The 13405-nt window shown below is 46.1% G+C and carries 11 protein-coding genes; 8 read left to right on the forward strand and 3 right to left on the reverse strand.

The genetic code is table 11. The features are described from left to right. Positions 1-20 precede the first annotated feature (20 nt). The 5 genes from KDN34_RS07720 to KDN34_RS07740 all read left to right on the forward strand — a co-directional run bounded on the left by KDN34_RS07720 (position 21) and on the right by KDN34_RS07740 (position 5135). Entirely contained in the window at positions 21-848 is an 828-nt protein-coding gene (locus KDN34_RS07720; RefSeq protein ID WP_212596297.1) for an SDR family oxidoreductase, read from the forward strand. Positions 849-890: 42 nt separating this feature from the next. Continuing rightward, positions 891-1511 carry a thiol:disulfide interchange protein DsbA/DsbL gene (locus KDN34_RS07725; RefSeq protein WP_228730455.1) on the forward strand — a complete coding sequence of 207 codons (621 nt, stop codon included), beginning with the start codon at positions 891-893 and terminating at the stop codon, positions 1509-1511. A 270-nt stretch (positions 1512-1781) separates the two neighbouring features. Beyond that, complete coding sequence (locus tag KDN34_RS07730; RefSeq protein ID WP_212596298.1) at positions 1782-2048, forward strand: DUF4212 domain-containing protein; 267 nt, start codon at positions 1782-1784, stop codon at positions 2046-2048. A 12-nt stretch (positions 2049-2060) separates the two neighbouring features. Next, complete coding sequence (locus KDN34_RS07735) at positions 2061-3797, forward strand: sodium:solute symporter family protein (RefSeq protein WP_212596299.1); 1737 nt, start codon at positions 2061-2063, stop codon at positions 3795-3797. Positions 3798-4064: 267 nt separating this feature from the next. Beyond that, positions 4065-5135, forward strand: coding sequence for a type I restriction endonuclease (locus tag KDN34_RS07740; RefSeq protein ID WP_212596300.1), 1071 nt, complete (start codon positions 4065-4067; stop codon positions 5133-5135). On the opposite strand, the gene KDN34_RS07745 is transcribed toward KDN34_RS07740, so the two are convergent. Then, positions 5097-6313, reverse strand: a protein-coding gene (locus tag KDN34_RS07745) for an IS3 family transposase (RefSeq protein WP_407695771.1) whose coding sequence is annotated in 2 segments (ribosomal slippage) — positions 5097-5998 and positions 5998-6313 — 1218 coding nt in all. Because the reading frame shifts where the segments join, the coding sequence is not laid out codon by codon here. The genes KDN34_RS07740 and KDN34_RS07745 overlap by 39 nt on opposite strands. Positions 6314-6836: 523 nt before the next feature. Further along, positions 6837-8243, reverse strand: a complete 1407-nt coding sequence (gene shiA, locus KDN34_RS07750; protein ID WP_212596301.1) for a shikimate transporter — start codon at positions 8241-8243, stop codon at positions 6837-6839. A gap of 318 nt (positions 8244-8561) precedes the next feature. On the opposite strand from shiA, the gene KDN34_RS07755 reads away from it, so the two are divergent. Further along, positions 8562-10412: a DUF294 nucleotidyltransferase-like domain-containing protein gene (locus tag KDN34_RS07755; protein WP_212596302.1), complete on the forward strand. Its 1851-nt coding sequence runs from the start codon at positions 8562-8564 to the stop codon at positions 10410-10412. Position 10413: 1 nt separating this feature from the next. Beyond that, positions 10414-11088 (forward strand): exonuclease domain-containing protein, encoded by a 675-nt coding sequence (locus KDN34_RS07760; RefSeq protein WP_212596303.1) that lies wholly within the window; start codon positions 10414-10416, stop codon positions 11086-11088. A gap of 63 nt (positions 11089-11151) precedes the next feature. Here the strand turns inward: KDN34_RS07760 and KDN34_RS07765 are convergent, their stop codons facing one another. Further along, entirely contained in the window at positions 11152-12228 is a 1077-nt protein-coding gene (locus tag KDN34_RS07765) for a ketoacyl-ACP synthase III (protein WP_212596304.1), read from the reverse strand. Between the two features lie 438 nt (positions 12229-12666). Between KDN34_RS07765 and gmhB the strand changes: the two genes are divergently transcribed. Further along, positions 12667-13221, forward strand: coding sequence for a D-glycero-beta-D-manno-heptose 1,7-bisphosphate 7-phosphatase (gmhB, locus tag KDN34_RS07770; RefSeq protein ID WP_212596305.1), 555 nt, complete (start codon positions 12667-12669; stop codon positions 13219-13221). The last annotated feature ends 184 nt before the right edge of the window (positions 13222-13405 follow it).

Here is a 13405-nt window from a genome sequence, read left to right on the forward strand (position 1 = left end):
GTCAGCATAGGAGCATCAGCGTGAAACACATTGCTGTTTTTGGTTGTGGTTGGTTTGGTCTGCCGTTGGCTAAATCGTTGCGAAGTGAGCATCTGAAGGTCACTGGTAGTAAGACGACTGCAGACGGAGTGGCATCATTACAAGCGCTGGGAATAAATGGCGTGCAGCTAGCGTTGGATGGCGATTCACGGTTGCCATCTTCTCTGCTGCAGGGCTGTGATGCTTTAGTTGTTAATATTCCACCGGGTTTACGTCGTGGTGACAGTGATTATCTGACCAAGTTAATGCCATTCGCCGCGTTGGTACGTGAAAGTCAGTTATCAAGACTGATCTTTATCAGTAGCACCGGCGCTTATCAGCAGACCGAAGGTGTACTGACCGAGACCGATCTTGTCCCGGCAACTGAAGGAAGTAGTGCAGTATTACAGCAAGCTGAGCAACTTTTTTTAGGATTAGCTTCGCCAAGTTTAACGGTAACAGTGTTGCGTTTCGCCGGACTCGTTGGCCCTGGGCGGCATCCTGGACGTTTCATGGCGGGTAGAAAAGGTCTTACGGGGCCGCGTCAACCCGTTAATCTGGTGCATCTACACGACTGTATTACCGCGACTAAGCTGGTTCTCAACGCCGATAAGCCTGGGGCCGTCTATAATCTGTCAGCTCCCTTTATTATGGATAAACAAACATTCTATTGCTTGGCGGCGGAGCAGTTAGCGTTACCATTACCTGAGTTTGTGGCAGAACAAGACGCCGCGGGTAAGCGGATCGATGGTAACCTCATCTGTGAAGAGCTTGACTTTACCTATGCATACGCCGACGCTAATGCCTTGCTGTTAGCTTGTAAAGCGTAAAAACGCCATTAAGTTTATCCATATTCATCACGAGGGGGATTAATGTCTTTTTCATCTTTGGCCAAGGTTGCAGTGGCCATTTTTATGTTAGGAATGACCACCGTTGTTGCAAAAGCTGCTGATTACAAAGAGGGTCAGGATTATGTGACCGTTGAAGGTATCCCCGAACCTAGTAAGCCAATGTTAAGAGAATTTTTCTCCTACAACTGTCCTCATTGTTATCACGAAGATCCGGTTATTCAAAAGCTTGTCTCCTTGTTAAAAGGAAAGGTTGCATTTGAACGTACACCTGTCGGCGCCCACAGACCCTCGTGGATCCTCAGCCAGGAAGCTTATTATCTGGCGCAGAAGTTCAAAATTACCGAACAGGTGCATAGCAAAATATTCGAACTTATCCATGAGCAGCATAAGCCTTTTAATACCGATGCTGACCTGAAAGCCTTTTTCGAGAGTCAAGGTATTGATAAGGATGTACTTGATAAGAATATTGGTTCTGCCGATGCGAAATTAGCGATGGAAAATTATGAGACACAAACACAACTGTCAAAAATTCGTGGTGTGCCTTCTTTGTTGGTGAATGGTAAATATCTCATTAAGACGCATATGTCTGATGCAGAAGAGCTGGCAAAGTTAATCGAATATTTAGCAAATAAAGCGGATTAATCCTACTTATCCCCTAAAAAAGGACCGGAATTTCCCGGTCTTTTTTGTATTTTTTTAAGCATTTACCTTTCGACATTGGTCTAATTTGAGCGGTGTTTTCTACTCCATTCGTTTTTTCTTATAAAACCACTTCTATTTGATTTAAATCAATTTTTAAACATTGTTACTGAGTTGTAGCACGTTGGTTAGACTAAGGTCTTGATTGTGAGCTATGTCGCGGTTGCTAGATTAAATGTGACTTAATAACGTTTAGTGATGGGGAGTCGCACAATGGGCTTTGAAAATAACGAAAAGGCACTTAGCTACTGGCGCGAGAACTTGCGTCTGGTGCTGGGATTGCTGGCTGTCTGGTTCGTCGTGTCCTATGGTTGCGGAATTTTGTTTGCAGATATGCTTAACAATATTCACTTCATGGGATTCAAGCTAGGCTTTTGGTTCGCCCAGCAAGGTTCCATTTATGTGTTCGTGGCGTTGATTTTTATCTACGCCTACAAAGCGAACGCCTTAGATAAAAAATATAACGTACACGAAGACTAAGGGGATCAGATTATGGACGTTCAAGCACTGACATTTCTGATTGTAGGGTTGTCGTTCGCGCTCTACATAGGTATTGCCATCTGGTCCAGAGCTGGCTCTACCAAAGAGTTTTACGTTGCTGGCGGTGGGGTCCCGCCGGTAATGAATGGTATGGCAACTGCCGCTGACTGGATGTCTGCTGCCTCTTTCATTTCGATGGCGGGGATCATCTCGTTTGTTGGCTATGATGGTAGCGTATATCTGATGGGGTGGACCGGTGGCTACGTACTGTTGGCGCTGTGTATTGCGCCGTATTTACGTAAGTTTGGCAAGTTTACTGTGCCTGATTTTATCGGTGAGCGTTATTACTCGCAGACTGCACGTGTGGTGGCAGTAATATGTGCCATCTTCATCTGTTTTACCTACATTGCCGGTCAGATGCGCGGCGTGGGTGTGGTATTTTCTCGCTTCCTTGAAGTGGACGTTGACACTGGCGTTTACATTGGTATGGCCGTGGTATTTTTCTACGCGGTTTTGGGCGGTATGAAAGGTATCACTTACACCCAAGTAGCACAGTATTGCGTACTGATATTCGCATTCATGGTTCCAGCAATTTTCATCTCAGTGATGATGACCGGCCATGTATTACCACAAATTGGTTTCGGTTCGACTTTGGTTGATGCAGCGGGTAATGACACTGGGGTGTATCTGCTACATAAACTGGATGGACTGTCTACCCAACTTGGCTTTAACGAATATACCGAAGGTGCCAAGAGTACCATTGATGTGTTTGCTATTACCGCCGCACTGATGGTGGGAACCGCCGGGTTGCCTCATGTAATCGTGCGCTTCTTTACTGTACCTAAGGTAAAAGATGCGCGCACTAGTACCGGTTGGGCACTGGTGTTCATTGCCATCCTCTATACCACAGTACCTGCACTGTCTGTTTTCTCTCGCGTCAATATGATCGAGACGATCAACGGCGCAGACGGACAGGGCGTCGCACACGCTACTGCACCTTCTTGGATTAAAAACTGGGAACAGACTGGACTTATCAAGTGGAACGATAAGAATGGCGACGGCAAAATGTACTACGCCAAAGGTAAAATCGATGATCCAAAGAGTGCCAATGAAATGAATGTCGACCGTGACATCATGGTGTTGGCGACGCCAGAGATCGCTAACTTACCGGCATGGGTTATCGCCTTAGTCGCGGCGGGTGGTTTGGCAGCTGCATTGTCAACATCTGCGGGTTTGTTGTTGGTTATCTCGACCTCGGTGTCCCATGATTTGCTCAAGAAAAACTTTATGCCGGATATCTCCGACAAGAAAGAACTGATGTTTGCCCGACTGGCCGCCGCAATTGGTATTGTTATTGCTGGTTACTTCGGTATTAATCCGCCTGGTTTCGTGGCAGCAGTAGTAGCCTTTGCGTTCGGTCTCGCAGCGGCATCATTATTTCCGGCCATTATCATGGGGATCTTCTCTAAGTCTATGAATAAAGAAGGTGCCATTGCCGGGATGGTGTTTGGCTTAGGGTTCACTGCGGCCTATATCATCTACTTCAAGTTTGTAAATCCAGCGGCTAACGTGTCTGACAACTGGCTGTTTGGTATTTCACCGGAAGGCATCGGCATGATTGGTATGATCATCAACTTTGTTGTGGCGATTGCTGTAAGCAAGATGACTGCTGCAGTACCAACCGACGTGCAGGAAATGGTGGATTCTATCCGCTTCCCTAAAGGGTCTGGTGGCGCGCAAAGTCACTGATAACCCCAAGGATTGAAAAAGGCGCTTCGGCGCCTTTTGTTTTATATGAACTAACCATAATCAATTGGATAGAGTTTCATCTGACGCACTTTAACGCGTTTTCTGTGGTCATTTTTTGCGTTAAAAAGTTGCGGTGAGCTGCCAGTTAAAAGGTTTTCATCAGCAGCTCGTGGTTCTTTGTTAAGCATAATGTGAAGTGACTGGTTGTTTTTTGCGCGATAAGGGTTAAATTGGGCAAGGTAACATTTACTTAACAAGGACGTGGATATGGAATTTGCAGAACACTTGCAGGTACTCTCTAAGAAAGCAATCCAAATTGGAGCTTCATTGGAAACTGAAGAGGCTACCAAAAATGCACTAGTTATGCCTTTCCTTCATAGTGTGCTCGGATATGATGTCTTTGATCCTGGAGAGGTCGTTCCAGAGTTCACTGCGGATACTGCAACTAAGAAAGGTGAGAAAGTCGATTATGCAATCCTCAAGGACGGCGCAGTTCAAATCCTGATTGAGTGCAAGCGCTTCGGGGAAAAGCTTGCTCTAAAGCACGCAGGACAACTCTTTCGTTATTTTTCTGTCACTAATGCCCGTATCGCCATACTGACCAATGGTCACGAATACCAGTTATTTACTGACCTCGATGCTCCCAATAAGATGGATGAAAAGCCATTTCTGGTACTTGATTTATTGAGCATTGACGAACATCTCGTCCCAGAAGTTAAGAAGCTAACTAAGCAAGCATTTGATGTTGAGTCTGTCGTTGGTGCAGCAGGTGAACTTAAGTATTTATCAGCCATTAAGCGCTTGCTGGACAAACAGTTTCAGGAACCGGAAGAAGAGCTGGTCAAGTTTCTAGCCTCACATGTATACGATGGTGTACTGTCCCCCAAGGTAAAGCAGCAGTTTACTGTGATAGTAAAAAAGGCGCTCAAGCAGTTTCTAAGCGATAGCGTGAACGACCGTCTTAAGAATGCATTAACCTCTCAGGATACAGATGACAGCACACTAATAGCGTCTTCAGCGGAGCTAGTAGTTCCTCAAGAGGACGACAAGGACTCCAAAATTGAAACTACACAAGAGGAAATTGACGGCTACAACGTGGTTAAGGCGATACTCAGAGCGCAGTTTGAGGTCGGTCGTATCGTAGCCAGAGATACCCAAAGTTATTTTGGTGTCTTGCTTGATGATAATAATCGTAAACCATTGTGCAGGCTTCACTTTAATGGCAAGTCGACTAAGTACGTTGGCCTCTTTGATGAGGATAAGAACGAAACTGTAGTTGCCCCCACCAAAACGGACAGCTTAACTCGCCACTTTAAGAGCTCGATACTCTCTAGGTGACATCATTTTCAATCCACTGTGTGGGTGGTAATTGTTGTAATCGTCAAACCATTCAGCGAGCTTTGCAAGCACCGTGGCTGCGTCTGGACGGTCGTTCAGGTATACATAATCTCGTTTAAACGTCTTCACGAAAGCTTCTGCCATGCCATTGCTTTGCGGGCTTCTAACTGGCGTCGTGCACACCTTAAAACCGAGTGACTTGGCGAACTGCCGTGTTTCTTCGGCGATATAACAACTGCCATTATCGGTTAACCATTCGACGGTATGTGGCAACTCTCGGACATCTCCGAAGCGCTGTTCCATGCTTTCAACCAAAATGTCTTGAACCATGTCAGCGCGGATACCCGTCGTTGTGGCTACATAACTCATAATTTCACGATCACAGCAATCTAAGCTAAATGCCACGCGCACTTTTTCTTTGTTCCAGCACGTTATTTCAAAGCCATCTGAGCACCAGCGAGTGTTTGGGTGCAACGTAATAACCTGACCGTCATGAGCGCGGTGCTCACTTACACGACCGGTATGTTTGCGTAACAGCAAGTTGTTTTGTTGCATCAGGCGATAGACGCGTTTTGGATTCACTCGCGTAATTACATGCTGCTCTGCTTTCAACTGGCGATTTAAATGCGCAGTAATCCGGCGATAGCCGTTGCTTTCACGCTCCTCGCAGATGTCGATTATTAACGGCAATAACAGCGCATCATCAGCCTTGTTGTAGCGTACTGAGCGGCCTTCTCGGCGCACGGACAAACGTTGGTATAAGTTCGAACGCGACACGCCAAGAGCCGCAGCTACTCGGAGGACAGGGAATCGTCCGGTGGTAGCAATGGCATGCGCGATATCAACTTTTTTGACTGGGCTATCTCCAGCGCCTCTTTTAGAATTTCGGTTTCCATCGTTTTACGGCCGAGCAACTGCTCAAGCTGTTTCACTTTCTTTTGAAGCGCCTTATGGTCTGCAGCACTGACGACTTCGTCACCAGACTGGATAGCAGACATACCACCATCTTGCATGAGCTTTTTCCACTTAAACAATAGACTCGGGGTTATGCCGTTTTGCCTGGCAACCAGCGAAACCGAATAGCCCGGCTGCATAGTCATGGCAACGAACTTTGCTTTTTCTTGCGGAGTATAACGACGGCGACGTTGTTCGCCAGTAATAATTTCAATACGTTCCATAGACACTCCTTAAAGATAGGTCTAAGCCTATCGCTTAACTAATGAGTGTCCGTTTTAATTGGGGGCTATTACAGAAACCAGGATCCAAATTGAGTCGATTGATGGGATTTATGCTATCGCCGACAAGTTACTGGCAACAACAAAGCATTATGTTGATCAACACTGATATTAATTTTGACCGTGCTCTAGCGTATATGCCTTAAATTCAGTGTTCTGGTACAGAGTTAAAGTCCGATAGTTCGATTTTATCAACCGCTGTCGATGGTATAACAATTTGATTTTGAAATATTTTATTGGGCAGTATAAACACTCGAAAACTGTCTGATTGATAAAAATGTCTCAATGGTGGGTAATTTTTATTAGTAGACTGAAGCTGTGCAATTCAGTACACACAGTTTGTCATTAAAATATTTAACCGTATCGCCAATAAAAAACGGGTCACTTTCTGTGGAGAAGTAACCCGTTTTTTATTTCACCGCAACCTAGCAATAACTGCCTAAGTCATGCCACAACACGTTGCATTTTATGCTTTTTCTACTGCTTGCTGTGGCAATACCATGGTGTCTTCAGGTACGGATAGCTTAGGTTGGTGTGCTTTAGTTTCTTGTGTTTCTGATGATGGTTTCATCATTAATGCTACCAAAGCTGATAATAAGCAGCCGCCCATCAGATATATGGCAACGCTATGCCATACACCATTAGAGTAAGTCACTAATGCCGCTGCAATAAAAGGCGTAAATCCACCGCCTATTACACTGGCTACCTGATACCCAACGCCTGCGCCACTATAGCGGTAGCTTGCACCAAATAATTCAGTGAAAACAGGTTGTTGCACACACACCACCATATCGTGAGCTAAGTTGGCCAGCAGCAGAGAGCAGATGATGATCCCCGCGACTGAGTGTGCTTCCAATGCCATGAAAAATGGAAAGGCGCTGGCGGCGCCGACTAAGGCCCCGGTGATATAGACGCGTTTTCGGCCATATTTATCGGCGACTATTGCGAACAGCGGAATGGTCAGACAACTTAATGCCCCCACACATAGGCCAATGTGCAGGAACAGTTCCCGCGGTAATCCGAGGTTATTAGTGGAGTAATTCAACGCGAAAGTGGTGACAATATACATGGTTAATAATTCGCACAGGCGCAAACCAATAATCTGTAAAAATGCCCCAGGGTGACTTTTCAGCGCTTCTAATACGGGTAAGGCGGCACGTTTCGTTGTTGTGACATTTTTAGCTTTAGCTTGTTGTTCAAACTCAATTGACTCATCCATGCCATTGCGGATCCACCACGCAGCCAGCACCAATACAACACTCAGCAGGAATGGAATGCGCCAGCCCCAACTCAAAAACTGTTCATCGCTGGTGTAGTGGCTGATTAATGACACGAGGCCTGTCGACAATAACAGTCCCACTCCATAACCGACTTGTACACCACTACTGTAAAACGCTTTTTTCCCGGCAGGGGCATTTTCTACCGACAATAAAGCCGCACCGCCCCATTCACCGCCTACCGCAAATCCCTGAATTGCCCGAAGGATGACCAGTAACACGGGAGCCCACCAACCGATGGCATCAAAAGACGGCAGTAATCCAATGCAGGCAGTAGACAGCCCCATCAGCCACACAGTAAGCATTAACATCCGCTTACGCCCTAAAAGGTCGCCAAAATGGCCGAAAATAATGCCGCCGAGCGGACGAAATAGAAAGCCGACACCAAAAGTAGCAAACGCTGCAAGGGTGCCCATCGCGGGACTAATTTGTGGAAAGAATTCTCGGTTGAAGACTAACGCTGCGGTAATGCCGTAAAGTAAAAAATCGTACCAGTCCACGACTGCTCCGGCAAAGCTACCCCAAGCGGCGCGCTTGGCACGCATTAATGCAGTCATGCGCTCTTCGCACTTCGAAGAGTCGAGTGTTGTATCCATAGTTGTCCTGTCTAGCTACATCATTTGTTGTTATAAGAAATATAAAATTGCCTGAGGCGTTTACAATGTTTATTGCAAACGGCAAGGCTTGCTTAGCAGACTACCCTGACTTTGATCATTAGAAAACACCTTGATTGAATAATCTTCTACATTTTTTCAACTTGGATATAAGAATAATAAAATATTCCCGAAAAAAATTGATAAATATCTAACAACATAAATTTGCCAGTACTGTTTTATTAGACCAAAGAAAGATGGCTGCTTTACGGTTGAACAGCCATTATTAAGTGACTGATAATTCTGCTAACTACTACGCCTATGGATGAAACTGAACTGCTGCCTATTCGTAATTTCCTGGCGGAAATTGCGCCATTTAATGAATTATCTGCTGAGTTGCTGGAGGAATGTTGTCGGAATCTCAGCATTGGATACTACAGCAAGGCGTCAGTAGCGGTACCTCTGAGTTCAGAAAATCCCCTGTTATATATTGTCCGGAGTGGTGCTTTTGAGGTCCGCAACGCTGAAGGGGAGTTACTTGATCGTCTTGGTGCCGGAGACTATTTTGGATTTCCATCGCTAATGTCCGGCGAATCTATCAGTAACAAGGTGCTGATCCTGGAAGATGGCCTTGTTTATCATCTGTCCTTACCCTTATTTGAAAAGCTTCGAGCTGGTTGTCGTGCGTTTGATCGCTTTTTTAACCGCGCTTATGCCAAGCGGTTACGTCATCAAGAATCACATCAACATCATGCAGAGGTGATCACCGCTAATCGCATCAGCAGTTTAGTTGTGATGTCGCCTATCAGTGTGGATCATAAAACGCCAGTAAGTGATGCTGCTAAGTTGATGCGCAAAAATAGGGTGTCATCGACCTTGGTGATGGATAACCAAAAGCTGGTGGGCATTTTGACCGACCGGGATCTACGTAATCGGGTATTGGCTGAAGGACTTAATGGTGATGTTCCGGTCTATCAGGCCATGACAGCCAAACCGGTAACAATTGATGCCAATGCCTTAGTGTTTGAGGCGATGTTACAGATGAGCCAGCACAATATTCATCATCTGCCGGTTCTGGATAATGGCGATCCGGTGGGCATGGTCACCAGTACCGATATTATTCGCAGTCAGTCTTCCCAACCCATTTTATTGATCGGCGAAATTGAGCGGCAGCAAGATGTCGACAGTCTTATTCATGTCAGTAAACAGATCCCCATTTTGCTGCAAAATCTGATCAGTGCCGATGCTCGAGCAGAAGAGATCGGGCGTATTCTCACCAGCGTTACTGATGCATTAACACGCCGATTGATCCAGTTACATCAGGCGCTCTTGGGCGAGCCGCCGGTAGCGTTTTGTTGGCTGGCATTCGGTAGCCAGGGGCGGCAGGATCAAATGGCATGTTCCGATCAAGATAATGGATTGTTATTAACACACGAGCCCAATGCGGTTGAAAATGCCTATTTCGATAAGCTGACTCATGCGGTGTGCGCTGGTCTTAATGATTGCGGGTATGTTTTTTGTCCTGGCGACATTATGGCGCAGAACCCGATGTGGCGGATGTCTCTGGAGCAGTGGCAGCAAAAGTTTTCCGATTGGGTAAATGCACCAGAACCTAAAGCGCTTATGCATGCCAGTATATTTTTCGATATGCGCTGTGTCTTTGGCCCAGAAAACCTGTTTGCGGCGCTTCAAGATAACGTGTTAGCCGATACTCGCGATAACGATATCTTTTTGGCAGCGTTAACAGGTAACGCCCTTAGCGAAACCCCGCCACTAGGGTTCTTCCGGCAATTTGTACTGGAACGTGACGGCTCGGAAGAGAAGGGCATAGACCTTAAACATCGTGGCAGTGTTCTTATTAATGATATTGCCAGGGTTTATGCGTTGTCAGCAGGGCTTAAAGAAGTGAACACCGCTAAACGAATCCGCGTGCTGATAGCGAAGGGTATTCTCAACCGAAAAGATGGTCTGAATCTCGCTGATGCCTTGGAGTTTATTGCACATATGCGCTTAGCCAATCAGGGGCGTCAGTATGAAAACCGTGAGCAGCTCAGTAACTATCTGAAACCTGAAGAGTTGTCTTCACTGATGCGGCATCAATTGCGCGATGCTTTCAAGGTTGTCCACGATGCGCAGTCGGCACTGAAACTCAAATTTATGCGGAGTTTCTGATATGGCATTCTGGCAACAGCTTTATTTTGGCTGGCGAGCTTTCCGGTCACCGCCGTTGCTACAAGATTATTATCAGCGTTTAGGTCCATTATTTTCGATGCCATTGGCTGAGGTGCCGCTGGTTGCGGTGGATATGGAGATGACGGGACTGAATCCGTTAACCGATCAGATAATTTCAGTTGGTTTGGTGCCCATCTTTCAGCAGCGTTTGCAATTAGGTGATGCTGAACACCGATTAGTAGGGATCTCGGGAAGTGTTGGTCAAAGTGCAGTTATCCATGGCATCGTGGACCGCCATCTTGAGCAACAGGTATTAGATCAGCAAAGTTTATTGCGATGGATACTGCAGCAGACCCAGGGAAAGTTGATGATCTTCCATCATGCGCCGTTAGATCTGGCTTTTTTATCCATGCTGGCACAACGTACAGTCAATCATCCGCTGCAGTTCCCGGTGATAGATACCCTACAAATCGATAGACATCGGCTATTGCGAGACCGGCATATTTTACCGCAAGGAAGTTTGCGTTTAGGCGCTTGCCGAAAACGGTATCAACTACCGGTGTATGCCGCACACAATGCGTTGATGGATGCTATCGCCTGCGGTGAACTGTTTCTGGCGCAGACGGCTTCGATTCGTCCAACAGTGCCTATCAGTGAGTTTTTGTGGTGGCCGTAAAAATAGTAGATAAGACAAAGCCCCTAAATAGGGGCTTTGAAGTAATAAGTGTGACCTAAAACGCTATTTAGGTTCGCGATGGCAGAAATAATTGATGGCTTTTTCAACTATTTCTAAGCCGGTTTTATTACAAGGAGGTAAAGCGGCCTCAGAGGTTGATACCGGTGTTACCCGATCACCCCATTTCAGCAGTACTGCAGCACTGGTGAGGCCAGCGCCAAATGCACATGACAAAATATGTTGTCCGGGTTGGATCATCCCTTTTGCCAGTGCGTCACAGATAGCAATAGGTATGGTTGCTGCGGAAGTATTGCCATAATTGGCAATGTTCACGAATGCTTTTTCTGGCGGGATTTTCATCTTATGCACCAGTGTATCAATGATGCGCTCGTTAGCCTGATGCGGGATCACCCAGTCAATGTCATCCTTATCTAGTCCGCATTTATCCAGCACTTTGGCACTGAGAGTACTCATACCATGAATAGCTCGCTTAAAGATTTCTTTGCCTTCAAACTGAATATAAAAATCCAGTGACTCAGCGACATAGCGGTCCATTGAGGTACCAAAACTAGCTTTAAGAATCTCGCGGCCTTCCGGGTCATTATTCAGCTCATAGCCTAATACGCCACCGGGAATATCAGAAGCTTCTAACACTACAGCTCCTGCACCGTCACCGAATAGCACTGCAGTTTCACGGCGTGACCAATCGATATAAAAGCTGAGGCGCTCAGCACCGACAACCAGCACTTTCTGGCACTGACCACTTTTTATTTGAGCGGTCGCCAAGCCTAACCCGTATAGAAAACCACTACAGGCTGCATTGATGTCAAAGGCAGCGCAGTTAGCGCCAATATTCGCTTGCACGGTGGAGGCAATGTTGGGGATTAACGTATCCGGACTGGCGGTGGCTAGAATAATCATATCCAGCTCACTACCATCAATACCGGCTGCGGCTAAAGCGTGTTTGGCGGCAACGGTAGCCATCTCAGAGGTATCAACGTGACTAATATGGCGTTGACTAATGCCAGTTCTTGGTTTGATCCATTCATCGGATGTGTCCATGAAGGTCGCCAGATCATCATTGGTCAGAATGGCTGGTGGAACACATTTGCCCCAACCGGTAATAGTTGCATACTGCATGGAAAATCTCTCGTTAAGAAATCACCCGAGACGGTTATTTCAATTGCTGTTCACTTAATGGCTTATCTGCAACTTCTGCTTTAGTGTGGCGAGAAGTTGCAGCGAGAAGTTAGCGTCTTGACAGTTAGTGCCCTGTGTTGTCCCTATAAGAACTGACAGATTTCACCGCTTTCGTCTGACGGCTTGTGGCGATGATGGCTGAACTTTCTATGTTACACGGTTATTCGACGCCAAAATTGCTGGAACTAAGGTTACCGCTAGTGAACGCATAAATAAAGCATGTTGCCCAATGTATTGGCGCTGAATGCGGCATCTGGCAGCTTTTATGCTGTCAAAGATCCCGCATTAGCGTATGTCTCCTTTCTGGTAACATTCCGTCGATGCAATTTTTCGTTGAGGGTGGAATAATATGCGCATCCCAACATCAGGAGAGTAGGTGTGAACCGAGCTGTATTTTTGGACAGAGATGGCGTGATTAATGTTGACCATGGTTACGTTCATCAGATAGACGATTTCCAATATATCGAAGGTGTCTTTGATGCCTGTCGAGAGCTGAAACAGCAAGGATATAAATTGGTGGTTATCACTAACCAGGCAGGTATTGCGCGTGGCCTGTATAGTGAGGAGCAATTTAATCAGCTGACAGAGTGGATGGATTGGAACTTTGCAGACAAAGGTGTCGATCTGGATGGCATCTATTATTGTCCACACCATCCTGACAAAGGGATTGGTGAATATAAGCAGGATTGTGATTGTCGCAAACCCAAACCCGGAATGATCATAAGTGCCGAACGTTTTTTAAAGTTAGACCTCAGCCAAAGCGTACTTGTGGGTGATAAAGCGGATGACATGAAAGCCGGTAAAGCAGCAGGTATTCCAACTCGCATTTTGGTGAAAAGCGGCAAGGCGATCACGCAAGAAGGTATTGATGAAGCCACTGTTGTTTTGGATTCAATTGCCGATGTGCCTAGGTATTTAGCCTCGCATGGTTAATCTAAACTCGCGTTTTGACTGAAAACTGAGCATTTAATCGGTAACTGATGAATTTGGACGATTTAGGTGTTGCACAAAAAAATCGATTCCCTATAATGCGCATCCACTGACCGGCAATAACGGTTCAGAATAAGTCGCTGGCACAAGCTGATTTGTGAGGCGGCTTTTTCTTCGCTCTTTAACA

The organism is Shewanella yunxiaonensis (genome assembly GCF_018223345.1).
GTDB classification, from domain to species: domain Bacteria; phylum Pseudomonadota; class Gammaproteobacteria; order Enterobacterales; family Shewanellaceae; genus Shewanella; species Shewanella yunxiaonensis.

Coding starts and splice junctions, on each gene's coding strand:
- KDN34_RS07725 (WP_228730455.1), top strand. CDS start 891: ATGTCTTTTTCATCTTTGGCCAAGGTTGCAGTGGCCATTTTTATGTTA.
- KDN34_RS07730 (WP_212596298.1), top strand. CDS start 1,782: ATGGGCTTTGAAAATAACGAAAAGGCACTTAGCTACTGGCGCGAGAAC.
- KDN34_RS07735 (WP_212596299.1), top strand. CDS start 2,061: ATGGACGTTCAAGCACTGACATTTCTGATTGTAGGGTTGTCGTTCGCG.
- KDN34_RS07740 (WP_212596300.1), top strand. CDS start 4,065: ATGGAATTTGCAGAACACTTGCAGGTACTCTCTAAGAAAGCAATCCAA.
- shiA (WP_212596301.1), bottom strand. CDS start 8,243: ATGGATACAACACTCGACTCTTCGAAGTGCGAAGAGCGCATGACTGCA.
- KDN34_RS07755 (WP_212596302.1), top strand. CDS start 8,562: ATGGATGAAACTGAACTGCTGCCTATTCGTAATTTCCTGGCGGAAATT.
- KDN34_RS07760 (WP_212596303.1), top strand. CDS start 10,414: ATGGCATTCTGGCAACAGCTTTATTTTGGCTGGCGAGCTTTCCGGTCA.
- KDN34_RS07765 (WP_212596304.1), bottom strand. CDS start 12,228: ATGCAGTATGCAACTATTACCGGTTGGGGCAAATGTGTTCCACCAGCC.